The following is a 26,998-nucleotide window of genomic DNA, read 5'->3' as shown; positions in this document are numbered from 1 at the left end:
TTAAACGCGCGGCTTTCTGCTTATAAAAAAACAGGACCGGATGATCAATTTCATCCTGTCCTGTTTCGATATAGTTTATTTCCAAAAATCATCAAAGACCGTGATTGGCAAATGGCGTTTATGCTGCGAACGCAGGTAATAGCCTTCCAGCTTTTCTTGCGCATCTGCCGGAATTTTCTTGCCTTCAAGGTAATCGTCAATCATGTCGTAGGTGATGCCCAATGCCACTTCATCCGGAATCGCCGGACGATCTTCTTCCAGGTCAGCAGTAGGAATCTTCATATAAAGGTGCTCGGGACTGCCAAGCTCTTTCAACATGGCACGGCCCTGCCGTTTGTTCAATCGGAACAAAGGCGTGAGATCGGCTGCCCCATCTCCAAATTTTGTATAGAATCCGGTAACCGCTTCAGCTGCATGGTCAGTTCCGAGTACAACCGCCTGATTAGACCCGGCAATCGCAAACTGCACTTTCATCCGCTCGCGCGCCTTCTCATTGCCTTTGATAAAGTCGGTCAATTCAATGCCCGCCTTCTCCAGCGCGTCATCGCTCGCATCCACCGCTTCCTTGATGTTCACCGTATAAACCTTCGACGGCTTGATGAAATCAATCGCATCTTGGGCGTCATGTTCATCAAATTGCGTGCCGTATGGCAGCCGCACCGCATTGAATGTATATTTCCCGCCTTCTTCCGCGTTCAATTCATCAACCGCCATTTGGGCGAGCTTGCCTGCAAGCGTCGAATCCTGTCCGCCGGAAATGCCCAGCACAAAGCCGGTCAGGAACGGATGCTTGATCAAGTATTGCTTTAAAAAATCAATTGTCCGGCGGATTTCTTCCTGCGGATCGATGCCCGGTTTCACTTTCAATTCTCTAATGATCTGCTGCTGCAAATTTGACATGAATCTTCCTCCTTATTATTTCCCAGCCATTTGCTGGATGGCATCTTTCACTTCTTGGATATTGCGCATTTTGTTGTCCCAACATTTTTGGCTCAAATCGACCGGATATTCTTCCGGATTCAATGAACGCTTGTATTCATCCCATAATAAATTCAGGCTGCTGGAAGCATATGCCTGCATTTGCGGCAACGGTGGATTTTCATACACCACTTTTCCAGCTTTGACCACTTGCTGATGAAGGTTCACAGCTTCAAAATTCGACACGAACTTCGAAACATATGTATGGACCGGATGGAACATTTTCAAATGATCTTCCTTAGCCGGTTCTTCATCGTGCATCGTGATGTAATCACCTTCTGATTTCCCATTTTCCCTATCTATAATGCGGTAAACGTTTTTCAAGCCCGGCGTCGTCACTTTTTCCGCATTGCCCGAAATCTTGATGGTGTCTTCCATCACACCGTGATCGTTCTCAATCGCGACCAGTTTGTAGACAGCGCCAAGAGCCGGCTGGTCATAGGCCGTAATCAGCTTCGTGCCGATTCCCCATGCATCCACCCGCGCCCCTTGTGCTTTTAAGTTCAGGATGGTGTATTCATCCAAATCGTTCGAGACAACGATTTGCGTGTCGTGGAAGCCGGCTTCATCTAGCATTTTCCGCGCTTCTTTTGATAAGAACGCAATATCTCCACTGTCCAGGCGAATACCGGTAAAATTGATTTTATCGCCTAATTCTTTTGCGACCCGAATCGCCGTCGGTACGCCGGATTTGATTGTATCGTACGTATCGACGAGAAAAACGCATTCTTTATGGCGTTTAGCATATGAATGAAATGCTTCGTACTCATCTTTGTAAGCTTGGACCATCGAATGCGCATGTGTACCGGCAACCGGGATGCCGAATTTCTTGCCGGCACGCACGTTGCTCGTCGCCTCCAAGCCGCCGATGTAAGCGGCGCGGGTGCCCCAGATTGCTGCATCCATTTCCTGCGCGCGTCTGGTGCCGAATTCCATCACCCGTTCACTTTTGACGATTTGCTTGATGCGGCTTGCTTTTGTGGCGATCAATGTTTGGTAATTGACAATATTCAAAAGCGCCGTTTCGATAAGCTGCGCTTCCACAAGCGGCGCTTCAATGCGCAGCAAGGGTTCATTTTGAAAAACGGTCTCGCCTTCGACGACCGAATAGACATCTCCCGTAAAATGCACAGTTCTCAAATAATCGATAAAATCGTCTTTATAACCCACTTCTTCCTTTAAGTAAGCCAAATCGCTTTCGGAAAACTTAAAATTCTTAAGGTAGTCGAGCACCCGTTCCAACCCCGCGAAAACCGCATAGCCGTTGCCGAACGGCAATTTACGGAAAAACAATTCGAACACCGCTTTCCGTTCGTGCATGCCATCCGCCCAATAGGCTTCCGTCATGTTAATCTGGTACAAATCCGTATGTAAGGCCAAGCTGTCGTCTGCATATGTAGTGCGCAATGAAATCTCCTTCTTCCCCATTAAATAATTTCTTTAATTATACCCTAAAGAAAATAATTCAAAAACGAAATGCGCACGAAAGAAACAAGTTGACACAAACACTAATTTGTGCAATACTAGTCTAGTTAACATATAGGTAACTGGTAAATTTTGATAATCTGGCATTCTACGATAATGTTTTTGAGAATACTTATTCACACTGGCGCGATTAAAGGATCGCAAGGACGTAAAAGAAGGTAGGGTTTACGTTGCTTAAGTTAGAAAGCCCCAGTGGAACAATGACCGCGGCACAGAAAGTTAAAGCTTTCAATGGAAATGATTCCCCGTTAATAGCGGGTTGAAAAATTGAGTCAAAACTTATAGATGTTACCTTAAACAAACAAAGGGCAGCCCTCACATCGAGGGCTGCCCTTTTCCAATTGTCTCAGTTTTTTAAAGCGAGTGTTTCTTCCGGCGCTGTCTGTTCCCGGTTCAAATAATCCGTTACTGCCCCTTTTGACGAGCAGGAAACATTATGCGCGTATTTGCCCAGCACCCCTTTTTTATAAAGCGGCGGTGCTGTCCATTCTTTTCGGCGCTGTTCCAATTCTTCCGCCGTCACATCCATGGAGATTTCCTGCAGCTCTGAATCGATCGTGACGATGTCGCCTTCTTTCAGAAGCGCAATCGGGCCGCCAGTCTGTGCTTCAGGCGCAATATGCCCCACCACTAAACCGTGTGTGCCGCCGGAGAAGCGGCCGTCTGTCAGCAATGCCACTTTTTCGTCCATTCCTTTGCCGACCAGAATTGCCGAAATCGACAGCATTTCCGGCATTCCCGGTCCACCTTTCGGTCCTACATAGCGGATGACCAGTACATCGCCATCATTGATTTCATTGGCCATAACGGCAGCGGTCGCTTCTTTTTCCGTGTCGAAGACGCGAGCCGGCCCGCTGTGGCGAGACACTTTAACCCCAGACATTTTCGCGACAGCGCCATGCGGCGACAAATTCCCTTTCAGGACGATCAATGGCCCGTCTTTGCGTTTCGGGTTGTCGAAAGGCATGATGACGACTTGGCCTTCCAGCAAGTCCGGCGCTTCAGCCAAATTCTCTGCCAATGTCTTCCCGGTCACTGTCATACAGCCGCCGTGAAGATAGCCTGCTTTCCAAAGCTCTTTCATTACTGCCTGCACGCCGCCTACACGGTGCAGATCCTGCATGACGTATTTGCCGCTCGGTTTCAAGTCAGCAATATGCGGTACTGTTTTTTGGATGCGGTCAAAATCATCCATCGTCAAATCGATTTCCGCTGCATGAGCGATTGCCAATAAATGCAGAATCGCATTGGTCGACCCGCCGAGCGCCTGCACAACGGTTATCGCGTTTTCAAACGCTTCTTTCGTCATGATGTCTTTCGGATAAATCCCTTTGTCCAATAAGTTGTAAACTGCCGCTCCAGCAGCTTTGCAATCTGCCTGTTTGATGCTTGACTCTGCCGGATTCGACGAGCTGCCCGGCAAACTCATGCCCATGGCTTCTGCAGCAGAAGCCATCGTGTTCGCGGTGTACATTCCGCCGCACGAACCTGCGCCCGGACATGCCCCACATTCGATTTTGCGCAATGACTCGTCGTTGATGTCGCCGTTATTATGCTGGCCGACGCCTTCAAATACAGAAACGATATCGATATCCTGGCCGTTGTAATTGCCCGGAGCAATCGTTCCTCCGTAAGCGAAAACAGCGGGAACGCCGGAATTCGCAATCGCAATCAAGCAGCCAGGGATGTTTTTGTCGCATCCCCCAATCGCCACTAGCCCATCCAAACTTTCAGCCCCGACAACCGTCTCGATGGAATCCGCAATCAAATCCCGGCTCGGCAATGAATAGCGCATGCCTTCCGTGCCCATCGATATCCCATCCGACACGGTAATCGTATTGAATACAAGAGGGACTCCTCCTGCTTCACGCGCTCCTCTTTTCGCGCTGACCGCCAAGTCATGGATATGTATATTGCAGGGCGTCACTTCGCTCCATGTGCTTGCTACACCAATCATCGGTTTCTTGAAATCTTCATCCGTCACCCCGACCGCTCTGAGCATTGCCCGGTTCGGCGCTTTCATCGCTCCATCAAAAACTTTACTGTTTATGCGCAAATCTTTTTTCATCAGGCATCTTTCCTTTCTTTTGTATCATTATAGAGAAATATTTAATCAATTCAATGAATTTTAAGTATTTTAACTAATATTTTTTAATTATTCGAAAACTGGCCATATTTTTTTCAGTGCTTTCCACTAAATATTTTTGTCTTTAATTGCCGGATGTTATACTTGCAGTACATCAATTTTCTTCCTTTTTTAGTGCTATTTAGCTGGGAAGAAAGCCGATTAAAAAACGGGATAAATTTAGAAGGGATCGGAGATGGTTTAAATGCAGATCCGGGAGGCACACGAAGATGAATACGAATTCATAAAATGGCAGAGGCTGGCTTCTTACAGTCCTTTTGAACAGCTGATTCCAGCCCCTCATTGGGAGTTGTTAAAAAAGACCTTATTGTCGGATACTTTTAAAGGTCCGGGAGTTCGTGTTTTTGTTGCGGAAGTCCATGGTGCCATTGCCGGCAGCATCGTGTTGTTCCCCGCCGAATCGCAAGCTTATGATTGGGATGAGAGAGCGCTGCAGCACCCTGAAATCCGTATGCTGGCAGTAGAACCAGCCCAGCGTTCACTTGGCATCGGCAAAGCGCTCGTCAGCCATTGCATCCAGCAGGCGCAAAAGGACGGCGCGCCTTTTGTCGGTCTGCATACAGCAGACTTTATGGCCAATGCCATCCAATTATACACAAGCTTCGGTTTTGAACGGGTTCCGGCTTTGGACTTTACCCCGCTTGATGATGGCATCATCGTCAAAGCTTTCAAGCTGAATCTTTAAAGAAAAAGGAAAGAGGTTTTGGCGCTTAGCCAAAACCTCTTTCCTTTTTTTATCGCCGTGGGCTCCACTCTTTTTCTTGCTGCCACGCTTTTTCAAATTGTTCGGGCAGAGCAGGTTTGCTGAAATAATAGCCTTGCCCTGTCACGTTGAAGGACTTCAGCAATTCCATTTGTTCTTTGGTTTCGATTCCTTCCGCAATAACTTCGGTTTGGAGGTTTTTGCCAACCTGAATGATGGCAGATAGGATGGCCAGATTGCGGTGGTTGCCGATGATGTCGTCAATCAGCGATTTATCGATTTTAAGTGTATCAATACTGATGTTCTTGATGACCGTCAACGACGAGAAGCCAGCGCCGAAATCGTCTATCGCAATCTTTATGCCCAGTTTTCTAAGCTCTTCCATTAATTTCGATGATTCTTCGACGTCGAACATGACACTTTCAGTGATTTCAATTTCAAAAAAGCGGGTATCCACCTGATACTTTTTCAAAATGCTCTCCACTTTTCGGCTGAAGTTCGGGTCCCGGAACTGGCGGGCGGATGCATTGACAGAGACTTTAACTGCCGGGAATCCGAGGCGCTCCCATTCTTTCAGCTGCCTGCATGCCTCATCAAGGACCCATTCGCCGATTGGCAGAATGAGCCCGGTCTCTTCAGCTATCGGAATGAATTCATTCGGCTGTACCATGCCGAACGGCGATTGCCAGCGCAATAGCGCTTCCAGGCCGACCAAACGGTTCGACTGCAGTTCGATTTGCGGCTGGTAATACAGAAGAAATTCTCCGTTATCGATCGCTTTTCTCAAAGCATTTTCAATCTGGAATTTTCTTGTCGCTTTTTCATTTAAATCATCGGTATAGAATTGATAGTTGTTCTTGCCTTTTTCTTTCGCTGAATATAGCGCAAAGTCCGCTTGTCGGATCAGCATCCCAGCGTCGCAAGTGCAGCTCGACTGGAAGCTGATGCCGATGCTGATGGTCACGACCAACTCATGATCCATGAGAAAGACAGGGCGGTTCATCTCTTTAATGATTTTTTGGCTCAGCCGCTCCAGGTAATTTTCATCCGCCGACTCGAGAACCACAATAAATTCGTCACCCCCATGGCGCGAAAGACGGTCTACAGGGCGCAGGCAGTTTTTAATGCGCTCCGAAACAACTTGTAAAAAGAGGTCGCCGCCATGATGGCCCAATAAATCATTGACGCCTTTAAAATCATCAAAATCAATAATGACCACTGCAAGCGAGCGATGCAGCTGCTGGGCGCGCTTAGCGGCCTTCGCAAGGTTTTCATAGAACCAATGCCTGTTAGGCAGTCCGGTCAATTGATCTGTAAATGCCAAATCGCTGACTTTTTTCTCGATGCGCTTCTTCTCCGTCACATCTCTGGCAATCGAAAAGGCTCCATCGACTTGGCCTTGGCGTTTGATAGGCACGACATTGACGTCCACTTCGATTTTCTTGCCGAATTTATCAATCAGCTTTTGCTCCGAGCGGAGAGACTTGCCGTGTTTCGCCAATGTGAATGTGTGCTGCACTTCCGCTAAATTTTCTGCAATTAATGCGGGGAATGCCATCGAATGCAGTTCTTGTTTGTTATAGCCAGTCAGCTTTTCCGCATTGTGGTTGACGTTTGTAAAATTCCCGTCCATATCCAGTTCAAATACGGCATCCAGATTCTGCTCAAACAACGAACGGTATTTCTCTTCGTTTTCTTCTAAAAGCTGAGTTGCTTTCTTCTCTTTCGAAATGTTCTTTGCGATGCCAAAAACGCCGATGATTTCATTGTCAACGATAATTGGCAGGTTTGTAATATGAAACGGTACGGTGTTTCCATTGCGGTGAATCCCGATGAGTTCGTAATTTCGCGGCGTCCCCTTTAAAGCAAGCTCAAAATTCCGAATCGTCTCCGGCAGGAATTCCGGCACCACAATTTTATGGAAAGTCAGGCTGGCGAATTCCGTTCTTGAATAGCCGAGCATATCGACCAACGCCTGATTGATATTCAGCATCTTCCCCTGCGCGTCCATCGAGTAAACGCCTTCGGGGTTATGCAGGAAAAGTGATTGGTAGCGCTGTTCGCTTTCTTCCAATTTCCGCCGCACTCTTTTCTGTTCAGTGATGTCACGCAAGATCAACTGGATGGATGGGTTCCCCTCAAATTCCATCCGCGCTCCCCTTATTTCAACTTCCAACGGCTTGCCTCCAGCAATGACAAGTTCCTGTTCAATCGGCGTCTCATTTTCACCTGACACCATCCTGCTGACGCGCTGCTTAATCGCTTCTCGGCTATCGGACGGCACAAAATCAAGAACGTTCTTCCCGACCAGTTCATGCTTTGTCCCCACGTTCACCATATTCAGGCAAGCCTGGTTGACAAAAGTAATATCGCCGCCGCTCTGCACAACAATCGGTTCAGGAGACAACTCCACCAATTTGCGGAATCGCGCCTCGTTTTCTTTTAAGGTCTTCTGCATTTTTTTTTCAATGGCAAGTGACCGGTAATCCAGCACAGCGAAAAACACGGCTAAAAAAATCATGAACAAAATCATCGTCAGCACGAACAGCAATAGGGAATAATCCGCGTAATTCAATGCCCTGGCCTCGGGCTGCAGCTCCATCACCGATCCACTAGTGGAACTATAATGCATCACGGCAACCAAAAGGCCCAGTACCACTGCACTGATCGATTTTCGGGCAATCGATTTTTTACTGTAAGCTGCAAGGATGAAAAGCCGCGTAGCCAATGAAGAAAAAACGAAAGCCATGAACAGGGACAATGCTGAATTCAAAAGATTGAAATGGAAATTCATCTGTACATTGACAGCCAGCACTGCAATATAATGGCTGAGAAAGATCCCCGCACCTAAGAGCAGGCTGCTGAGAACACTTTTCCATTTGAAGGTATTTTTAACGTATAAAAAATAAAAAGCGCCATAGGATCCAAGAATCGACGTTGCCAGCGCCCCAGCCAATATGAGCGGGTTATAGCTTATTCTGACAGTCGGATGAGAAGCCGCCATGCCGGTAAAATGCATCGTAAATATTCCAACCCCGACCGCACATGCAGCAAAGATGGTCAGTGTTCTTTTTTGGATGAGGCTTGCGCCATTTATTTTTTCCGTTAAGACCAATGCTATATATGATGAAATGATGGCAGTAAAAACAGATAAAATTACTAAAAATGGACTGAAAAATTCAAACAATACTGACTTCATCTCCTACTTTGTATTTATTAATATAGATTATTATACCTCAAAATCAATGCAGAAGAACAAAGGATTGTTGCTGGCCTAGAATCAATCCTGCAAGCATAAAGAAATTCAGCTTTTTACAGCAATTCTGGCTGGAATGGATTTTTCCATTCCATCAATGCTGCATAATTCAAAGAGTCCGCGTCTTCCAAGTAATCATTGATGACGCAAACTGGCGTTCTGCCGCATCGCAGCAAAAAAGATACCACCGGATCTTTGAGCTTGCCTGATACCACATCGGCTAAGTATTCTTCGGGTGAAAGTTCAGATGAATGCTTGAAATACCCTGGCATCCTGCCGCCCCCAAGAACGCGTTCAAGCCCGTCATGGACGGCTCGTTCGTAATAGGATTGCATCAGCAATCTTCCAAGGTCCATTTTCCGGAAAGCGGGGCTGACGCAGATATCAGCGATGTACAGCGTTTTGCCATGCGGATTGTGATTCGTTATAGAGCCGTCAGCTGTCGCCTCGCTCCAGCTATGATGCGGAGAAGCAGCATCAAAATCTGTCAGCAGACCGGTGATGGACCCTGCCATTTCCCCTTCCACCTCGACGCATAACGCACCTTCAGGATAATACTGTACGTGATTCGCCAATTGATCTTTGCTCCACCACAGCTCTTCCGAAAATGGCGGCGGGAAACTTGCGCGCTGGATGCCGATCAACGCATCAAAATCCTGCTCTGTGTAAGGGCGCACTGCCGCCTTAACGGGTTTGCCGTTTTCACTAACGTATTGCTCTTTGCGGTACATGTTCATTCCTCCCAGTTGTTCTGTCTTTCCCTTTATTATATAGAAAACATTAAAAAACCTCCCGGCTGTTTCGCCGGAAGGTTGGTTTAGCTGATTTTCTTATAGTGGAGGCAAGATGACCGGTACTGCCATTGGCTTAGCTTCAGCCTGGGATGCAGTTGCCGCTTTAACTTCTGTTTCTTCCAATTGCCCGGTAGCGCCTGCCAAAACTGCAGCGATAACTGCAGCAGCAGCAATTTTTTTGCCGATTTTCATAAAAGTTCCCCTCCATTGCGATTATAGTATGAGCGGTAGAAATTCGCTTTTTCCCACTCTTTTTGCTGTTGGTAATAGTTTACTAAATCAACAGCAATTTTCTTACTTTCTTTTATATAACCATTTTTTCTGAAAAATGGAAACATTATTGTTTCACAATAGGACATTAGGTCTGGTTGGGAAAAATTTCGCTTCTCGAAGTAGTTGCAGTATATCGCTACTTGTTCGTCGGGGCTTTGCTGCAGCAAGGCCCGAACTTCCCTGATCAAATGGGAGGCATCGATTCCTGATTCAATAGCCGCTTCAATCTTGCTCAATAACACGGCTTTATAAAAATACGAATCCTCTGGCAGGCTATTCTTCAAGTCGCGCAGAAAATCGTAGGCTTTTCCATATTCACCTGTCACTTTCAGCAATTCAATATAATTATAAGATGTTTGGTGGAATAGCTCTGTCTGGCCGGTAAGGCGCGCATTGCGCTTCAATACTTCATAAAGGCCGCTTGCCTGGACATGCAGATTGCGCCGCGTGTAATTGATCGCCAATAGCAGCTGGGCATGCATGAGCCGGATGTAATTATGATGGAGCTGGTAAAATTGGACGGCCAGTTCCGCATAATAAGCAGACACCTCAAATCGGTCCAGTACAATCATCAGCCGCGCTTTCTGGTAATAAAACTCTCCTTCGAATTTTTGTGGAATGCTTTGGATGCCTTGGTCAAGCATTTCAAGGCAGTCCAGGGATTGCTCCGTTTTATTGAGCATTGAGTAATAGATCGATAAGAAGAATTTATAAAGCCATTTTTCTGGTGCCGAAAAAGAACCCGTCAGCCGCTCCAGCATGTTCTTCTGCCGCTCAGCTTGCGGCTGGTCGATTTCATAAATATAGTAACGGAATTTATACAGCTCATATTGATTGACCAATTCAGTGGATTGGATGTAATCGTTCTCCAATTTCAATTGATGATAAAGTTTTCGCATATTCTCCAGGTCGTAATGCAGCGATGAATCGATGAATTCGCCAAGCTGCCTTTGGAGCCTCTTATGCCGCTCCACTTCCTTCTGCCAGTGTACGCCCATTTTCGCCAACAATGCTTCAATCGTCGATTCATGCGGCACGTATGCATTCGATTCAATTTTACTCAAATGGGAAATCGAGCAGATCCCATCGGCCAATTGCAATTGGGTCATGCTATTTTTCGTGCGGTAATACTTGATGACAGAACCGATATTCATGCGATCACCCTTTTAATCCGAATAGTTAAAATTTTACCATAAAAAAACAGTTCCAGCATTATACTGGAACTGTTTAGGGGGTCCTATTTCTTAACGCAAACGTGCAAAACCGAATCCTGAAGCATAGTCATCGCCGTAGCCTGCGCCTGATCCTGAAAGGATGTCGTAGTTATATGCGCGGTTCTGCAAATCATTGCGGATTGTCGTGTGGCTGACTGTCGGGTTTGCTGCCCAAACTTTTGCTGCCAAACCTGCGATATGCGGGGAAGCCATTGATGTTCCGCTGATCGTTGAGTAGCCGCCTGTATACCAAGTTGAGTAAATAGCCGCACCTGGTGCAGAAACCTCTACATCACCTTTTTGGATAACGTAGTCGCCGTCTGTCGAGCTATAGCCGCGTGAAGAGAAATCAGCTACTCGGTACGTGCCGTTCTGGATGACATTTTCAAGAGCTGCGACTGCGACTGCATTCTGCAATGCGCCCGGGTAGCCGATTGATCCTTGGTACGGGCCTGAGTTTCCGGCAGCTGCAATGATTAACACGCCTTTGCCGTATGCGTAGTTCACTGCGTTTGTAATCAGGCTGCTTTCACCTGATGAACCCAATGACATATTGATAATGGCTTTTGTATTCAATGAAACTGCTTGATCCGCAACGTGGCGGATGGCATTCGCGATATCATCTGAATAGCCTGAGCCGTCATCGCCCAATACTTTATACGCCCATAGGTCAGCAGCTGGTGCTACGCCGTAGACGCCTGAACCTGAACCGCCATCAGCCAGCGCAGTTCCGGCAACGTGTGTCCCGTGCCCTTGTCTGTCTACGCAAGATCCATTAACAATGCTCGTGCCGACAGTGAAATCTTTGCATTGTTCAACGTTGTTCACTAGATCCGCATGTGTTTTGTTGACGCCTGTATCAAGCACGGCGATGTTGATGCCCGCTCCGCCTGAAGTTTTAGTCAATGCGCTGTCGTTATAAATTGCTTTGATGCCCCATGGCGTCGATTGCGATGCTGCCATTGCTGCGTATGCCGCTTCCGGTTTTGAAGAAGTTTCTTCAATCGAGAATTCAGGCACTTTTTCGACAGTCAGGTTTTTATTTTTCTGCAAAGCTTCGAATTGCTTGGCATTCATATTCGTAGTGAATCCTTCAGTTTGGAAATCCCAGTGGACGCCGTATCGTTCTTTGGCGTTCTTCAACTCTTTTTGGCTAGCAGAATCGACCAATACCCGGAATTTCTCATTCGTATTCTGTGTGGAGAAGTCTCCATTTGCGCTAACGCCCATTGCCGGTACAAGCAATGTCGCCGCCAGCATAACTGATGTCACAAACTTTGCCGATCTTTTCATCGTCCAATCCCCTTTTCCATCAAATAGTCGGCAAACAAAGCTAGAGCGGCGTCCCGCACAACGCTTCCGTGTCTCCATGAATGGGAGAACCTTGCCTCACATCTAACGTTAGCAGATATGAATATTTTCCGTAATTGGGAAAATTCCGCATCATTTATTCATTATAACTATGTACCGAGACATTATAACCACTCCTCTAGACCTAGTACTGATTCAAAAGCTAAATTCAGTTGAAAATAACATGTTTTCTTATTATTTATACGACTTTCCTACAAAGCGAATTCAAGCAAATAAAAATAATTAACAGAATAGTCCCTCAAATGGGCATTTTAGCTTTATAATTGTATGGACTGGATTTAATAATTTTGTTTTAGGTTGGATGTTTCAATCGGAAGATAAGAAGAACGGAGGCTGGCTATGAAAAGTTTGCATTACACGCTGCTTGATGTATTTACGGCAAAGCGTTTCGGTGGAAACCAGTTGGCGGTTTTTTACGGGGAAGAGAATTTATCCGCTGACACGATGCAGCAAATCGCCCGTGAATTGAATTTGTCGGAAACGGTTTTTATCTGTCCTCCCAAAGATTCAGGGCATGAAAAGAGCCTGCGCATTTTCACCCCTACAGTCGAATTGCCGATTGCGGGACATCCAACTGTCGGAGCTGCATTTGTGATGGCCGACAGGCAGCTCGTCAAAACGCAAGAAGGCAAAAATGAGTGGGTGCTCGAAGAATTGGTCGGCGCAGTGCCGGTGACTGTTTTCGTTGAAGGCGGGAAAGCGGCAAAAGTGGAAATGACCCAGCCGCTCCCGGAGTTCGGCGAAAAATTCTCGAAAGCCGGTTTGGTCGCCGATTTGCTTTCCTTATCTTCAAAAGACCTCGACAGCCGTTTTCCGGCTCAGACGGTTTCTTCCGGCCTCCCTTTCCTCTTCATACCGATCCGCTCACTCGACGCCATGCGCAGGATCAATTTCCGGACGGATATCTGGGAACGGCATTTCAGCAAAGATCCGGCCACCCAGAACATTTTTGTTTTCACAACCGAAACACAAGAAAGGCAGTCTACGGTCCATAGCCGGATGTTCGCCCCGGCCATGGGCATCGCGGAAGATCCGGCCACTGGAGCGGCAGGCGGGCCATTGGGCGCTTATTTGGTAGCCTACGGAGCAGTACCCCATAATTCCAGCGGCATTTATCGGATTCGAAGTGAACAGGGCTTCGAGATGAAACGCCCAAGTTTCATCGATATTACGGTCACCGAATCGGCCGGAACATTCAAGCAAGTGAAAATCGGCGGCATTTCCGTCCTAATGGGCCAAGGCGAAATCCTGTTGCCGGATTGATGCACAATAAAAAAACGCCTCGCAGCGAATAGCTGCGAGGCGTTTTTGCATTTACTTCCCTGGAATCGACTTCCAAGTATCTTCTAGCCAGCGGTCGAAGTCATCACCTTTGTCACCTTTATAAGTGTCATAGATGTCGACGCGCATTTTCTGAAGCTTCACTTTGAAATCTTCGTAGCTGTGGTCGCGCGGCAAGCTTTTTTTGATGCGCACTAAAACTTTCGAGGTGTCTTTGATCAAGTCGAACTTTCTACGTGGCGGCATTTCAACATCTTCGCCAAGGTCGACCAGTTTTTCAAATGCAGCTTCCTGTACGTGATATACCGGATCATTTTCCAGACGGTGCAATAAGACGTCGATCGTCTGTTTGTGCTTATAATTTCCAAGCTCCTCGACTGCAGCCAAACGTTCTTTCCAGTTCGCTGTGCGGTTTGCGGCTCTTTTCAATTCGGCGTAGTTTTCAGGCAGGTTCGTGTTAAATTGTTGACTCAAAAAATTCATTCTCCTTTTGTTCATTTCCGTTTCGGGAAAAGCTTATTAATGTATTGTACCACCATCTTGACAAAAAAAGAAAAACTTCTGGATATCCAGAAGTTTTACGTGACGGTGGAATAATCATGGATCTTACTTTCAATCGCTTCAGCAGCTGTTTTTATATCCTCATAAATCGTAGATTCCTGTGTCGCGATGCATGTGACAACAATGGAAGTGGAATTGCCCGCAGATTTAGCGATCAAGTAATCTTCGCCATCTTTTGCAAATGTCTGGGTGATGCCAACGGTATTATAAAAACTGATTGTCTTCAAGAGTTCCAGGATGCTGTCGAATTTCATAGTCTATCCCTGCTTTCTTCTGGAAATTGACTAAAGAAAGTCTCGTAGAATCCATTAATTCGGTGCGTAGCAACCATAACATATTTAGCGTAACTTATCAAAAAATGGATGATTCAGCTAAAAGAATGATCCCTTTCTATAACGCCGCAACCGCAGTTAAAAGCCTGTCCACTTCTTCTGCTGTGTTATACGGTGCGAGCCCTGCGCGGATCCAGCCGCCTGATTTGTTGATGTCGAGCCGCTCCGCCAGTGTTGATGCGTAGAAATGGCCGGATGCCAAAAAGATGCTGTGCTGCTCGGCCATGATTTTGCAGACATCAGCTGGATTAGTGCCGGCCACTTGAAATGCGATAGTCGGTGTTTTTGGAACTTCCGGAGCCGCTTCAAACAACGTCACTTTATCCATCTTCCGTAAACCATCACGCAGACGCTTTGCCAAACTGTTTTCGTAGGCTTCGAGATGTTCCATGCCATTCAAGATGCGGCTGCGGCGTGTTTCCCCTTCGCCGAAGCTTGCAAAAAACTCGATGGCCGGACGGATGCCCGCAATTCCTTCGTGGTTTTGCGTGCCTGTTTCCAGCTTATCCGGATAAGAATCCGGCGACGGGACGAGTTTATACGGCTTCAAGTTTTTGAAAATATTTTCGCGTATTGCTGCGATGCCGACATGCGGCCCGAAAAATTTATAAGCTGAACATAAAAGGATATCAATGCCCTGCTTCTCCCGATCCAATGCCATATGTGGAGCTGCATGGACAGCATCCGCCGCTACCAAAGCGCCGACTTCATTTGCGCGCCGGACAATTGGCTCGATGTCAACAATCGTTCCGACGGCATTCGACGCCAGTCCGACCGCTACGACTTTGGTCTTTTCGTTGATCAATTGATCCAAATCGTTCAGGTCAAGCGTCAGCGCATCCGTATCCACAGGAATCCAACGGACGTTCAATCCACGGTCTTGCGCCATCATCAGCCATGGATCGACGTTGGCTCGATGGTCCATTTCCGTGACGACAATCTCATCGCCCGCTTCAAATTGTTTGCCGAGCGCATTTGCGATGGCAATTGTCAACGTTGTCATGTTTGCGCCAAAGGCGACTTCATTGGGCTGGACATTCAAAAAGTCTGCAACCGCGTCTTTTGATCCAGCGATCGTTTCTTCGGTCTCCCAGCTTGACGGGAAAGAGCCGTGGAGATTCGCACCCCCGCGCTCCATATAGCCGGCAATGGCATCGATGGCCGATTTAACGACTTGTGAGCCTCCAGGCCCGTCGAAATACGCCACGCTTTTTCCGTGGTATGTACGTTTCAGTGCCGGAAATTGCTCCCTGACAGCTTGGATTGGAAATTCAGTTTCAGTAACTTTCATTTAATCGCTCCCCTTTGTTTAACAATTTCCATACATTCTCCATCCTCTCTACTAAACCATTTTTAGACGGCAAGTGTCTAATGGAAAGAGTCAGTTTTCAGAAAATTAATTCATTAAAAGAATGGACGCTTGCAACATAAAAAGCGCAGTCCGCTCCCCCTCCCTCTGGATTAATTGCTTCTATTAAGGGTAAAGACCATTATCGACATCGAAAGGAAGAAGCCTAATGCCTTATTTCAACTCAGACGGCTTGGATATCTACTACGAAGACATCGGGGAAGGGCCGCCGCTGCTTCTTTTGCATGGCCTGACCAGCAGCCACGCTATGTTCTACCGGGAAATAAATTTTTTTAAAAAGAAATTCCGGGTCATTGCGCCAGATGCACGTGGCCATGGCAAATCCACTAAGCCGCCAAATTATACACTTGATGACCATATTCAGGATGCGGCTGCTCTCATCCGCCATTTGAATTTCCAATCGCTTTCTGTAATCGGCGTATCGATGGGCAGCTATATCGCCCAAGGCATCGCCATCGAAATGCCGGAACGGATTGAAAAGCTCGTTCTGGTTGCAACCAAATCCCATGGTGAAAAATCTTCGATGGAAGAGCTGTTCGACCGCTATGAGGAGGAATTCCAAGGGCTGAACATTGTTGAGAAGCTCCAAAAATCCTCCAAGTTCATGTTCCATGACCAGGAGAAAGTCGACCGATGGCTTGAGAAGACGGCTGAAAACAGCGAAGGGCTGACAGGCCGTGAACAAAGCATCGCATCAGCTGCTTTAGCCGACTTTGATTTCCGCCCAGCGCTTTCAAAAGTCCAAGCAGAAACACTGGTCATCAGCGGCTCGCATGACAGATTGAATCCGCCCGCAAAAGGACGTGAGACCGCACAAAGGATTCCGGACGCATTATACATGGAATTCAAGCGTTCAGGACACGCGCCCAATGTTGAACAAGCGCGGCTGTTCCTCGGCATCACCGATAATTTTCTCGATTAAAAACCCGCCAGGCATTTGCCTGGCGGGTTCGTCTTTGTTTATTGGGCTGTATAGCCGCCGTCAAGGACGACAGCCTGGCCCGTGATGCCTGACGCTTTATCGCTTGCCAGGAACATCGTGTAATCTGAAATTTCCTGCACGGACAGTAGGCGTTTTTGCGGCACCAATGGATAGATGACTTCTTCCAGCACTTTGTCCAACGAAACATTGCGCGTTTTCGCCAAATCGCTCAGCTGATTGCGGACAAGCGGTGTATCCACATAGCCCGGGCACATCGCATTCACTGTAATGCCATGCTCTGCGCCTTCAAGCGCAGCGACTTTCGTCAAGCCGATTACGCCGTGCTTCGCGCTGTTATAAGCCGCTTTGCCTGCGAAACCGACAAGGCCGTTGATCGATGCCATGTTGATGATGCGGCCGTTGCCTTGTTTTTTCATGATTGGGAATGCATGTTTTGTTGCAACGAACGGCGCAACAAGCATGATTTTCACCAATAACTCAAATTTTTCTGTCGGGAATTCTTCAATCGGCGAAACAAATTGCATGCCTGCATTATTGATCAGGACGTCCAACGATCCATAAGTCTCAACCGTTTTCTTGATTGCCCCTTCAAGTTCTGTTTCGCTCGTTACGTCGACTTTCAAGCCGATTGCTTCATAGCCTTGGCTTTTCAATGTATCTGCAGCTTTTTGCACCGCTTCTTCATTGATATCCGTCAGCACAATCTTTGCGCCGGCTTTTGCGAAATCGGCACTGATTTCATAGCCGATGCCGCTCGCGGCACCAGTGATGAATACTACTTTGTTTTCAACCATCCGAATGACCTCCACTATATATTAGATTCCCATACCGAATGAGAACAGGACGATTGCAATGATCGTACCGAGAAGCGGTACAATAACCGTCACAGCCCCCACTGAACCGTAAGCCGCTTTATGCGTCTCGCCACAGATACCTTGGATCGTCGTTACAACATAACCATTATGCGGCAATGAATCCAATGCGCCGGAAGAAATCGAAATTGTGCGGTGAAGCGCTTCTGCATTAACGCCAAGATCCAAGTAATGCGGCGCCAATAACGGCAATGCGATTGCCTGGCCGCCTGAAGATGAACCGGTGATGCCGGCGATGACGCTGACCGCAATTGCGCCGCCAATCAGCGGGCTGCCCGGGATGTTCGTCATGGCGTCAACTGCTGTCTGGAACGCTGGAACGGCTTTTGCAACGCCGCCGAAGCCAACAACCGCTGCCGTGTTGCCGATCGCGATCAACGCGCCGATCGTTCCATCAGTCAATGCTTTGCCAAGATCCTGGAAATGTGTTCTGTTCAAAATGTATGTTGCAAGAACCCCGCCAAGCAATGCGATAACCAAAGCGGATGTTTTCAATGAATCATGGAAAATGAAAGAAACAACAAGAACCACCAGCAACGGAATCAAGCCCATGATCGGGTTTGGCAAATTGCGTTCTGGTACCACCGGATCCGTTTTGCGCGACTCGAAACGTTCGCCTTTATTGACCGCTTTGCTGATCATGCGTTTCAGCCACCAATAGCCGAATACCGCCATGAAGACTGCAACAACGATACTGACTTCCCAGCCAGCGTAAGGGCTAGTGCCCAAAAATTCAATCGGGATCCAGTTTTGGATTTCCGGAGAACCGGCTGAAGTCATCGTGAATGTTACTGAACCAAGCGCCAATGCCGCCGGAATGAAACGGCGTGGAAGATCTGCTTGTTTGAACAAGCTAAGCGCCATCGGGTATACCGAGAATGCTACAACGAACAAGCTCACTCCACCGTATGTCAAGACTGCACAGGCGATGACAATCGCCAGCACTGCACGCTTGATGCCGAATTTGCCGACCAGCCAGCGTGATACGCTGTCTGCCGCCCCACTGTCTTCCATTAATTTACCGAAAATCGCTCCAAGCAGGAACATCGGGAACCAAGCTGTGATGAATCCCGAAAACCCCGTCATATAATTTCCTAAAAAGTTTACTTCCCCTTCTCCGACCATCTGCGGGAACAATGGCAAGCTGCTGAACAACGCAACGACCAATGCACTCAACGGGCCTGCAATCAACAAGTTCGTGCCTCTCATTGTCAAGAAAATGAGCAACGCCAAACCTCCGATTAAACCGATCATACTGAACATTTTATTTCCCCCTTTTTCTTTTGTGCTTGCCGCTAACATGGCCTTACCCCTATATCAGCCATCTGCGCGCCATCCAAAGTGAAAGCGCTTACTGATTGTCTAAGAAAAAAATCCAAATATTTGTCACAATATTTAGACGCGAGCGGCTTTTTTTAGTGTACAATGCATCACTGAATAGGTAAAATGAATAAAAACTATATATTCTATAATAAATAGTTATAAGTAAGGGGCAATCAAATGGACATTCGCCAACTCAAGTATTTTATAGAAGTAGCCAGACATAAAAGCTTTACGAAAGCCGCACTCGCCCTCCACGTCACCCAGCCGACCTTGAGCAAAATGGTCAAGAATTTGGAAGATGAAATGGATGTTGTGCTGTTTGACCGATCAGCCCGCCAAATCACTTTGACGGATGCCGGCGAAGTCGTTTATGGACAGGCAACAAAAATCGTCAATAGCCTGGATGATTTATCCGCTTCTTTATACGACGTCATGCATTTAAAGAAAGGAAAAATAAGAATCGGCTTGCCCCCTGTCATCAGCACCTTGTTTTTCCCGACAATCATCGCTGAATTCCAGCGCATCTATCCGGATGTCACAGTCGAAATCGCTGAATACGGCGCACGCAAAGTGGAACAGAAAGTATTGGAAGGCGCCGTGGACCTTGGGTTTGTCATGCTGCCAGTCGATGCTGAAAAATTTGATGTCATTCCTTTCGTTGAACAGGAAATCAAGTTGCTCGTCCATGAATCGCACCCATTGGCTAACCGTGAAATCGTCGACTTGGCCGATTTCAAAAACGACCCTTTCCTTCTATTAAGTAAGGAATTTACATTGAACAGCAAAACCATCGACTTTTGCCTGAGCGAGGGCTTCAATCCGAAAGTCGCGTATGAAAGTTCGCAATGGGATTTCATCGTCGGCATGGTCGAAAAGAACCTGGGAGTCACGCTGATGCCAAAACTGATTTGCGACCGCGTTCAAGACGGACCGTTCAAAACTTTGTCGCTGAGCCGCACCTTCCCTTGGCGCCTCGGGATTATCATGGCCAAAAACCGCTATGTTCCATACATTTCGCGCTCGTTTATCACCCTCGTCAACGACTTGCCGAAATTCTGATTATCGCTGTGTACAGTTTCAATAACTTTTCTTTAAATCGCCTTAACTATTTTAATTTATGCGGTTGACAAACGTTCTCATTCCCCTATAATCGATATTGAGAATCATTTTCATTTGGATTCAAACAACAATCAAAGGGAGAGACAGACATGAAAAAAATGCTATATGCTGCACTAGTTTTGATGCTTCTTCTATTATCAGCTTGCGGAAACCAGGAAGCTGGCAACGAATCGTCAGAAGGCGATGCACCTGAAAATACAGAAAGTAAAGAAGTGAATTTATATACAGCACGCCATTATGACGTGGATGATGAGCTTTACAAGAAATTCGAAGAAGAAACAGGCATTAAAGTCAACTTGATCAAAGGCGAAGCGGATGAATTGCTTGAGCGCATCAAGCGTGAAGGCGATGCTACTGAAGCCGACCTATTCCTGACTGCGGATGCTGGACGTTTGTTCCGCGCTAAAGACGATGGTTTGTTCCAGGCTGTTTCAAGCGACTTGCTGGACGAACAAATTCCTGAGAACTTCCAGGATACAGACCAAATGTGGTACGGCCTGACAAAACGCGCACGCGTAATGGTTTACAATAAAGACACGGTGAAACCGGAAGAATTGTCGACTTATGAAGCGTTGACGGAAGACAAATGGAATGGCCGCATTTTGATCCGCGGATCCGAGAATGTTTATAACCAGTCATTGCTGGCTTCATTCATCGAAATTGACGGCGAAGAAAAAGCGAAAGAATGGGCAGCTGGCATGGTCAACAACTTTGCACGCGATCCTGAAGGCGGAGACCGCGACCAAGCGAAAGCGATCGCAGCCGGTGTTGGCGATATCGCGATCATGAACACGTATTACTTGGGTCAAATGCTGAACTCTGAAGACCCTGAAGAAGTGAAAGTTGCTGAAAACCTTGGCATCTTCTTCCCGAACCAGGAAACTACAGGCACACATGTGAACGTCAGCGGCGCGGGTGTGGTAAAATCAGCTAAGAACAAAGACAACGCAATCAAATTGCTTGAGTTCTTGTCTGCTCCTGAAGCACAAGGAACATTTGCAGAAGCGAATTATGAATATCCTGTAAACGAATCAGTGGAAGCGACAGAATTGCTGAAATCATGGGGCGAGTTTAAAGAGCAGGACATTCCATTGTCGGCTCTTGGAACAAACAACTCAAAAGCGATTTTGATCTTCAACGAAGTCGGCTGGAAATAATAAACTGAATCCCCGTGTTGCGTCTCCTCGCAGCACGGGATTTCTTGCGATTGGAATAGAGAGGTGTTTGGAAGATGCAAAGAAGTTTAAAAAATATCAATGTGTGGACCTTTTCGGCAGTAGCCATCATGGCGCTTCTGTTTTTGCCGAATTTGACCATTGTCGGCGGAATCTTCACTCCGACAAACGAAAACTGGGCGCACATGAAGGAACACGTTCTTTGGTCCTTCGTATCCACCTCTCTGATTCTGGTTGTGGCTACTGCTGTCTTAACCATTTCCATCGGGTTGAGCCTGGCGTGGCTGATCGCCCAATACCAATTCCCTTTGCGGAATTTTTTGAAATGGGCTTTGATTTTGCCCCTCTCCATCCCGCCTTTTATCGGCGCTTACACGTATCATGGGATCGTCAATTATACCGGCGTCATCCAGACGACGCTGCGCGACCGATTCGGGATGGAAGTGAACCCCTCCCATTTTGACATTATGAATTTGCCGGGTGCAATTTTCATTTATACGATCTTCTTGTACCCATATGTCTATACAATTACACGAATTTTCCTGTCCCAGCAATCCGCATCGTTGATCGAAACGTCACGGGTGCTTGGAAAAGGCCCATGGGGCACTTTCTTCCGTGTTGTGGTGCCCATCTCCCGAGTTTCCATCATCGGCGGTGCAAGTTTGGTCGTGCTGGAAGTACTGAATGATTATGGAGTCGTGAAGTATTACGGCATCCAGACATTCACCACAGCGATCTTCCAAACCTGGTTCGGGCTGGGAGACATTGAGACATCCATCAAACTGGCCGCTTCACTTATGGGCTTTGTCATTCTGGTTCTGATGATTGAGAAATTGCTGCGCGGACGGCGCCAATACAGCTACTCGACCACTAAAGTCCGCCCATTGCCGCTTATACAGCTGACCGGCTGGAAAGCGGCGGCCGCCACAGGCTTCGGATTGGTGATTCTGAGCCTTGGATTCTTCATTCCTGTCATCCAATTGGTAGACTGGACGATTTTGACTTTCGGCACGATTCCCATGGAAGAATTCATGTCCTATGTAAGAAATTCGGTGTTGGTCGCCGGAATCGCAGCGACAGTCATCATCGCATTTGCATTAATCGTCGGGAATTTCGGCCGTCTCGTCCACGGCAAGATGGCTAAACTGCTGCCGCGCTTGAGCATACTGGGCTATTCCATTCCCGGTGCAGTCATTGCCGTAGCTGTGGTAACGGCATTTATCGGCCTTGACCGCTCACTTGCGCCTGTCTACCAAGCTCTTGGATTTGACACGACTTTAGTATTGAGTGTAAGTTTAATCATGTTAATATCCGCTTACATCATTCGTTTTTTTGCTATCGGCTATAATTCGATCGAGTCCGGATATGACAAAATCGGCACGAACTTCCGCGACGCTTCACGGCTTCTCGGAATGGGCATCACAAAGACATTCTTCAAAGTCGATGTCCCAATGCTCAAAGGCGCAATCATCAGCGGGTTCATCATCGTCTTCATCGACATCTTGAAAGAGATACCGCTGACATTGATTTTGCGGCCATTCAATTTTGATACCTTATCAACGAAAGTATTCCAATACGCCAGTGACGAAAAGATCATGGAAGCATCCCAAGCTTCATTGCTCATCATTGGGATCAGCGCACTTTCCATTATCGTCTTTTATAAATTCATCGAAAAGGAGCCTAAATGATATGTTTATTTCCATCGATAACGTGTGTTTCTCCTATTCCAATACAAAAACTGCAGCTTTAGACCAATTTTCCATGACGATCGAAAAAGGTGAAGTCATTTCGATCCTCGGACCGAGCGGCAGCGGCAAAAGCACCGTGCTGCGCTTACTCGCCGGCTTGGAAAAACCGGAAGATGGTTCTTTCAACATTCAAGACACCGTCATCTTTGATGAAAAGAAATTCTTGCAGCCGGAAAAACGGGGAATCGGCATGGTATTCCAGGATTACGCATTGTTTCCGCACATGACGGTCGCTGAAAACATCATGTTCGGCTTGTTCCGCTTCAAAAAAGCGGCGAAGCAGGAACGTTTGCAGGAAGTCCTGGAGTTGGTGGAACTAGAAGGCTTCGCAGATCGCTATCCTTACCAGCTGAGCGGCGGACAGCAGCAGCGCGTTGCGATTGCGCGTGCGATTGCCCCGAAACCGCATCTTATCCTGCTGGACGAACCTTTCAGCAACTTGGATGCCGAACTGCAAGGGAAAATCCGTAAAGAGTTGCGTGATATCCTTAAAAGAGCCGACATTACATCTGTCTTCGTGACACACGATGAGAATGACGCGCACGCGATTGCAGACCGCATCGTCAAGCTGAAAGAAGGCAAGATCGAAGTGATCGGACGCCCTTGCGACATCTTGAACATCAACCGCCACGCGGTCGTTGAAGCGGTCGCATTAGTTGAACAACGCGATATGCAATCCGTTTAAAATGATTTGTATTCTTCCTGTTTCGATTTAAAATGGTTAACTTTCAGGTAATCGGGAATTTAATAGCAACACGCCTATTGAACGGAGGAACAGCAAATGGATAAAAAAAGTGTATTTCTTGCGTGCGCCTCGTGCGCCAGTGCTTTCCTATTGGTGAATTATATTAAAAAACGCGGAAAAAAATTCTGGGTCTACCCGGATCATGACACGAACTTCAGCCAAAGTTCAGACCGGAAAGAAAGTCCGAACGCCGGCCTCGATCCCGCCGAAAAAGGACTGACCGAATTGGATGCGTCCCATCGCTCTGAATGGGTGTCGATGGGCTACCCGTTGACCTACCATGATCTTGACGAAAAACCTTATAAGAATTGAAAAGAAGCAGGGCAGCCGAATTGGCTGCCCTGCTTTCAGACTGTAGACAAAATCTATTCAAAATGAAAAACTGTGTAGACCACAACCGGTCTAGCCACTTCGCTTTCCGTGGGCTCAGCTTCAGCCTCCTCGTCACTGACGTTCCTGCGGGGTCTTCAGCCTTCGCTGTCCCACAGGAGTCTTCGTGGCCAGACCGGTTGTTAGTATGTGGCTCTCATTAAAGAGAGTAACCAACTAATCCGCTCTTCGTAAGCAATCTCTCAAGGGTTCGGAGCGCAATGCGGCGACTCCTGCGGAAGAACGGAGTGATGAGACCCCGAAGGAGCTTGCGACGAGGAGGCTCAGCGCTTCGTCCGCGGAAAGCGTCCGCATGGAGCGCAGAATCCGGTATACCTAAGAGGAAATGACTTTTGATTCTTTAAATAACAGAAAATATTTATTTTCTACTACATGAAAGCAGGCAGCCGAATTGGCTGCCCTGCTTTTTTTATTGTTCATCTACAATTTCAATCGTGCCTGTGATGTTGATGCCATTCAATGCCTGTGTCGCCAACTGATCGGCTTCTGCGTTGTTTTTCCGAGGCACCAGTTCGTATTCCGGCTGGATGCCGAGTTTCTTCATCTTGCCGTCAATGCGGTCCGCCCATTTTGCCAAGTTGACTTCAATGACTGGCCAGTCTCCATCCATCTGGTTGATGACCACTTTGGAATCGCCTATAAAGTGCACAGGCATGTCATGGACATTCAGCAATTCCAATTCCTGCAGGCTTAAATACAACGCTGCATATTCCGCCTCATTATTCGACAGGTGCTCTGCTGCAGCGGCATTGCGCCGCAGCCTGTAGAACTTCCCGTTTTGTTCGTAATAGATAGCGCAGCCGAGCCCTGATGCGTTTGTGCCCGGATTAAAGCCGCCATCAAAATAGACCTTGATGTTATGGGGTTCTGTTTCGATGCCTTTCAAATACTTTTTCAGTTCTTTCAATGACCAATTGCTGTCATAGCGATCGATGAACGACAGATTTTTGGCTCTTCCGGTGCGCTCCAGATCTTCAGCCAGAAGCAGCGCTTTGGCGGCTGGCATTTCTTCGGAATGGAAAACTGTCTCCGTCCCTTTCGGCGTTTTATAGCCCCATTTGATGCGGATTTCCATTGCTCAGTCCCCCTAACCTTCTATACCCTACCTATTTCCTTTTGCAGATTTTATAAACGTCTCCCTGATTTAATGAAAACACGATTTCGTTTATTCACACATAAAAAAGACGACTTCACATTCTTCAATAAAGAAGTGTGAAATCGCCTTTGCGGTTATTCTCCAGCATAGCTCGCATAGACTACGAGCCGTTCCTCCCGTGTCCCCCTGTCAAAGTCGTACGTGCCGGAACAAGTGATCAGCACCAGTTCCGGAGAAGAGGAATAGCCGAAGATTTTTGGAATGTCCGCTTGATCCAGCGGGACGGATTCCATCGTGTGGACTTTGTAGATCAATTGGCGCCCTTCTCCTTCTACTGTAATCTCATCTCCCGGCTGCAGCTCAGACAGATCCCAAAATACAGCGGGCCCGTCAACGCCATCAACATGCCCGGCTATGACAGCGCGGCCGTTTTGGCCGGGCTGATAGCCGGGGGAAAACCAGCTGACTTCATCAATATTGTCCGGCACAGCCATTTCCCCGGTCTCAGTGGTTCCGAGATGCTGCACCGACGTATCGACTCCGATAGCGGGAATCTTCAATGACTCAGGTGCGATGCCTGTCCGCGTGCTTAGATTGATCGGATTTTTTGCAGGCTCGCCAGCGGGCTCCCCTGCTGGTTCTGCCGCTTTCACATTCACTTCCACTTTTTCAGTCTGTTCAGCGGCAAATCCGACGTTTTCAGTGCGTACGCTTACTTCATCCTCCACTTCTTGGCAGCCGGCAAGGACGCCAAGGAGGACGAGCATCAACAGAAACCTATTCTTGAAATCGTTTTCTCCACACCAGTCCACTGATTGCAAACAATGCAAGTGTACCACCGATCAACAACCATGGAGTTTGTGCCTGGTTAGGTGTTCCTAATCCAGTTGTCGGCATGCCGTCCGGCGATCCTGCCGCTTCGTAATCCACTAATGCCAGAACTTCAATCGAATCAACTGTGTTGACAGCGAAGACGCTGTAAACTGTATCAGCTGCCAGTTCTGTTCCTTCTAATGGCAGAACCTGAGTTCCATCCGGCAAACGGATTTCCAAATCGTATGTGCCAGCATCCAATTCAGTGTAATCCGTGATTCCCGGGAATTCTGCTCCGCTGAATACGGCATCCCCACCGATTAATCCAACATCAACTGCTGGAGCATCCGGCGACAAATGGCCGACGCGGATTTTCGTTTTACCTGCTGTTACTTCCATTGAATCTTCCGCTATTACAAATTCAAGTGCATCCACTGTATTGGCAGCTGCAACTGTATAGGCTTTTCCTGCTTCAATCGTGAGGTCTGCACGCAGCACCCCTGCACCTTCCTCATACGCTGTGCCTGTTGCAAAAACTTCTACATCATGTGTGCCTGCCGGCAGATCCAAATAGCCGGAATCCGCTTTGAATGGAACATTTTCCAATGCCGCATCCCCGTTTACGTATACATCTACCGCTGGAGCATCCGGTGAAGCGTGGACGATCCGGACTTTAGCCGTGTGTGAATCTGCAGAGACCCCTGTCACTAACGTCATGGCGAGCAGCAAAGCGAGTGAAAGTAAAGCAAAAATTTTCTTCATTTTTTCCTCTCCTTTTCCTGTATAGTATTTGTATAACATTTGTACACCTTATTTATAATACATCTACAAAAATTATGCAAGTGATAAAGTCTGAATTTTTTATAAATTTCTTTTATTTTAGTAATAAACCCTTTAATTTTGATAAAAACAACCCATCCAGCCTCTTAAAATACTAATTTTTTCTTTAAAGACCCTCCTTTTATTTGCAGAAATCTTATTCATAGACATAAAAAAAACGGCAGCCTAAGC

Annotated in this window: 25 protein-coding genes; 9 read left to right on the top strand and 16 right to left on the bottom strand. The window is 47.2% G+C overall.

What is annotated here, in order from left to right; all coding sequences use genetic code 11:
• Nucleotides 1-75: 75 nt before the first annotated feature.
• From nadE to ilvD, 3 genes are all read right to left on the bottom strand, one after another.
• Nucleotides 76-900 (bottom strand): ammonia-dependent NAD(+) synthetase, encoded by an 825-nt coding sequence (gene nadE / locus QMA09_RS09975; RefSeq protein WP_290213008.1) that lies wholly within the window; start codon nt 898-900, stop codon nt 76-78.
• 15 nt (nt 901-915) lie between these two features.
• Nucleotides 916-2,385 carry a nicotinate phosphoribosyltransferase gene (locus QMA09_RS09970; RefSeq protein WP_290213007.1) on the bottom strand — a complete coding sequence of 490 codons (1,470 nt, stop codon included), beginning with the start codon at nt 2,383-2,385 and terminating at the stop codon, nt 916-918.
• 424 nt (nt 2,386-2,809) lie between these two features.
• Nucleotides 2,810-4,531 carry a dihydroxy-acid dehydratase gene (gene ilvD / locus QMA09_RS09965; RefSeq protein ID WP_290213006.1) on the bottom strand — a complete coding sequence of 574 codons (1,722 nt, stop codon included), beginning with the start codon at nt 4,529-4,531 and terminating at the stop codon, nt 2,810-2,812.
• A gap of 262 nt (nt 4,532-4,793) precedes the next feature.
• Here ilvD and QMA09_RS09960 point away from each other — a divergent pair, with 262 nt between their 5' ends.
• Nucleotides 4,794-5,294, top strand: coding sequence for a GNAT family N-acetyltransferase (locus QMA09_RS09960; RefSeq protein WP_290213005.1), 501 nt, complete (start codon nt 4,794-4,796; stop codon nt 5,292-5,294).
• 49 nt (nt 5,295-5,343) lie between these two features.
• On the opposite strand, the gene QMA09_RS09955 is transcribed toward QMA09_RS09960, so the two are convergent.
• Nucleotides 5,344-8,331 carry an EAL domain-containing protein gene (locus QMA09_RS09955; protein ID WP_290213004.1) on the bottom strand — a complete coding sequence of 996 codons (2,988 nt, stop codon included), beginning with the start codon at nt 8,329-8,331 and terminating at the stop codon, nt 5,344-5,346.
• Between QMA09_RS09955 and QMA09_RS09950 the strand changes: the two genes are divergently transcribed.
• Nucleotides 8,315-8,590: a hypothetical protein gene (locus QMA09_RS09950; RefSeq protein WP_290213003.1), complete on the top strand. Its 276-nt coding sequence runs from the start codon at nt 8,315-8,317 to the stop codon at nt 8,588-8,590. The two genes, QMA09_RS09955 and QMA09_RS09950, sit on opposite strands and share 17 nt — an antisense overlap.
• Before the next feature lie 34 nt (nt 8,591-8,624).
• Here QMA09_RS09950 and QMA09_RS09945 read toward each other — a convergent pair whose 3' ends face one another.
• The 4 genes from QMA09_RS09945 to QMA09_RS09930 form a co-directional block, all read right to left on the bottom strand.
• A complete protein-coding gene (locus tag QMA09_RS09945; RefSeq protein ID WP_290213002.1) occupies nt 8,625-9,299 on the bottom strand; it encodes a GNAT family N-acetyltransferase in 675 nt (224 codons plus the stop codon).
• Between the two features lie 99 nt (nt 9,300-9,398).
• Complete coding sequence (locus tag QMA09_RS09940) at nt 9,399-9,554, bottom strand: hypothetical protein (protein ID WP_290213001.1); 156 nt, start codon at nt 9,552-9,554, stop codon at nt 9,399-9,401.
• On the bottom strand, nt 9,551-10,789 hold the full coding sequence (locus QMA09_RS09935) for a helix-turn-helix domain-containing protein (RefSeq protein WP_290213000.1): 1,239 nt from the start codon (nt 10,787-10,789) through the stop codon (nt 9,551-9,553). Before QMA09_RS09935 ends, QMA09_RS09940 begins: the two co-directional genes overlap by 4 nt.
• Nucleotides 10,790-10,879: 90 nt before the next feature.
• Nucleotides 10,880-12,142, bottom strand: coding sequence for a S8 family peptidase (locus QMA09_RS09930; protein WP_290212999.1), 1,263 nt, complete (start codon nt 12,140-12,142; stop codon nt 10,880-10,882).
• A gap of 417 nt (nt 12,143-12,559) precedes the next feature.
• On the opposite strand from QMA09_RS09930, the gene QMA09_RS09925 reads away from it, so the two are divergent.
• Entirely contained in the window at nt 12,560-13,483 is a 924-nt protein-coding gene (locus tag QMA09_RS09925; RefSeq protein WP_290212998.1) for a PhzF family phenazine biosynthesis protein, read from the top strand.
• A gap of 51 nt (nt 13,484-13,534) precedes the next feature.
• Here the strand turns inward: QMA09_RS09925 and QMA09_RS09920 are convergent, their stop codons facing one another.
• From QMA09_RS09920 to QMA09_RS09910, 3 genes are all read right to left on the bottom strand, one after another.
• Complete coding sequence (locus QMA09_RS09920) at nt 13,535-13,984, bottom strand: HEAT repeat domain-containing protein (protein ID WP_290212997.1); 450 nt, start codon at nt 13,982-13,984, stop codon at nt 13,535-13,537.
• A 95-nt stretch (nt 13,985-14,079) separates the two neighbouring features.
• Nucleotides 14,080-14,316 carry a hypothetical protein gene (locus QMA09_RS09915; protein ID WP_290212996.1) on the bottom strand — a complete coding sequence of 79 codons (237 nt, stop codon included), beginning with the start codon at nt 14,314-14,316 and terminating at the stop codon, nt 14,080-14,082.
• A gap of 136 nt (nt 14,317-14,452) precedes the next feature.
• A complete protein-coding gene (locus QMA09_RS09910) occupies nt 14,453-15,685 on the bottom strand; it encodes a cysteine desulfurase-like protein (protein ID WP_290212995.1) in 1,233 nt (410 codons plus the stop codon).
• Nucleotides 15,686-15,911: 226 nt separating this feature from the next.
• Between QMA09_RS09910 and QMA09_RS09905 the strand changes: the two genes are divergently transcribed.
• Nucleotides 15,912-16,685: an alpha/beta fold hydrolase gene (locus QMA09_RS09905; RefSeq protein WP_290212994.1), complete on the top strand. Its 774-nt coding sequence runs from the start codon at nt 15,912-15,914 to the stop codon at nt 16,683-16,685.
• Nucleotides 16,686-16,723: 38 nt separating this feature from the next.
• Here QMA09_RS09905 and QMA09_RS09900 read toward each other — a convergent pair whose 3' ends face one another.
• Together QMA09_RS09900 and QMA09_RS09895 are read right to left on the bottom strand one after the other, a co-directional pair.
• On the bottom strand, nt 16,724-17,500 hold the full coding sequence (locus tag QMA09_RS09900) for a 3-hydroxybutyrate dehydrogenase (RefSeq protein WP_290212993.1): 777 nt from the start codon (nt 17,498-17,500) through the stop codon (nt 16,724-16,726).
• A 21-nt stretch (nt 17,501-17,521) separates the two neighbouring features.
• Nucleotides 17,522-18,841 carry a GntP family permease gene (locus QMA09_RS09895; RefSeq protein ID WP_290212992.1) on the bottom strand — a complete coding sequence of 440 codons (1,320 nt, stop codon included), beginning with the start codon at nt 18,839-18,841 and terminating at the stop codon, nt 17,522-17,524.
• Between the two features lie 237 nt (nt 18,842-19,078).
• Here QMA09_RS09895 and QMA09_RS09890 point away from each other — a divergent pair, with 237 nt between their 5' ends.
• The 5 genes from QMA09_RS09890 to QMA09_RS09870 all read left to right on the top strand — a co-directional run bounded on the left by QMA09_RS09890 (nt 19,079) and on the right by QMA09_RS09870 (nt 24,000).
• Nucleotides 19,079-19,960: a LysR family transcriptional regulator gene (locus QMA09_RS09890; protein WP_290212991.1), complete on the top strand. Its 882-nt coding sequence runs from the start codon at nt 19,079-19,081 to the stop codon at nt 19,958-19,960.
• A gap of 149 nt (nt 19,961-20,109) precedes the next feature.
• Entirely contained in the window at nt 20,110-21,177 is a 1,068-nt protein-coding gene (locus QMA09_RS09885; RefSeq protein ID WP_290212990.1) for a Fe(3+) ABC transporter substrate-binding protein, read from the top strand.
• A gap of 74 nt (nt 21,178-21,251) precedes the next feature.
• Nucleotides 21,252-22,883: an ABC transporter permease gene (locus tag QMA09_RS09880; protein ID WP_290212989.1), complete on the top strand. Its 1,632-nt coding sequence runs from the start codon at nt 21,252-21,254 to the stop codon at nt 22,881-22,883.
• 1 nt (nt 22,884) lies between these two features.
• Nucleotides 22,885-23,628: an ABC transporter ATP-binding protein gene (locus QMA09_RS09875; RefSeq protein ID WP_290212988.1), complete on the top strand. Its 744-nt coding sequence runs from the start codon at nt 22,885-22,887 to the stop codon at nt 23,626-23,628.
• Between the two features lie 96 nt (nt 23,629-23,724).
• The gene (locus QMA09_RS09870; protein ID WP_290212987.1) at nt 23,725-24,000 is read left to right on the top strand and encodes a hypothetical protein; all 276 of its coding nucleotides are present in this window, start codon (nt 23,725-23,727) and stop codon (nt 23,998-24,000) included.
• A 487-nt stretch (nt 24,001-24,487) separates the two neighbouring features.
• Here QMA09_RS09870 and QMA09_RS09865 read toward each other — a convergent pair whose 3' ends face one another.
• The 3 genes from QMA09_RS09865 to QMA09_RS09855 form a co-directional block, all read right to left on the bottom strand.
• Nucleotides 24,488-25,153 carry a reverse transcriptase-like protein gene (locus QMA09_RS09865; RefSeq protein ID WP_290212986.1) on the bottom strand — a complete coding sequence of 222 codons (666 nt, stop codon included), beginning with the start codon at nt 25,151-25,153 and terminating at the stop codon, nt 24,488-24,490.
• Between the two features lie 155 nt (nt 25,154-25,308).
• Nucleotides 25,309-25,941, bottom strand: a complete 633-nt coding sequence (locus tag QMA09_RS09860) for a class F sortase (protein WP_290213014.1) — start codon at nt 25,939-25,941, stop codon at nt 25,309-25,311.
• A gap of 10 nt (nt 25,942-25,951) precedes the next feature.
• Nucleotides 25,952-26,749 (bottom strand): DUF4397 domain-containing protein, encoded by a 798-nt coding sequence (locus tag QMA09_RS09855; RefSeq protein WP_290212985.1) that lies wholly within the window; start codon nt 26,747-26,749, stop codon nt 25,952-25,954.
• Nucleotides 26,750-26,998: the final 249 nt, after the last annotated feature.

Origin of the sequence: Planococcus sp. APC 3906 (assembly GCF_030407685.1) — a bacterium.
GTDB lineage: Bacteria > Bacillota > Bacilli > Bacillales_A > Planococcaceae > Planococcus > Planococcus koreensis.
Note: the sequence above shows the minus strand (reverse complement) of the source record. Positions and strands in the feature narration are given on the sequence as shown.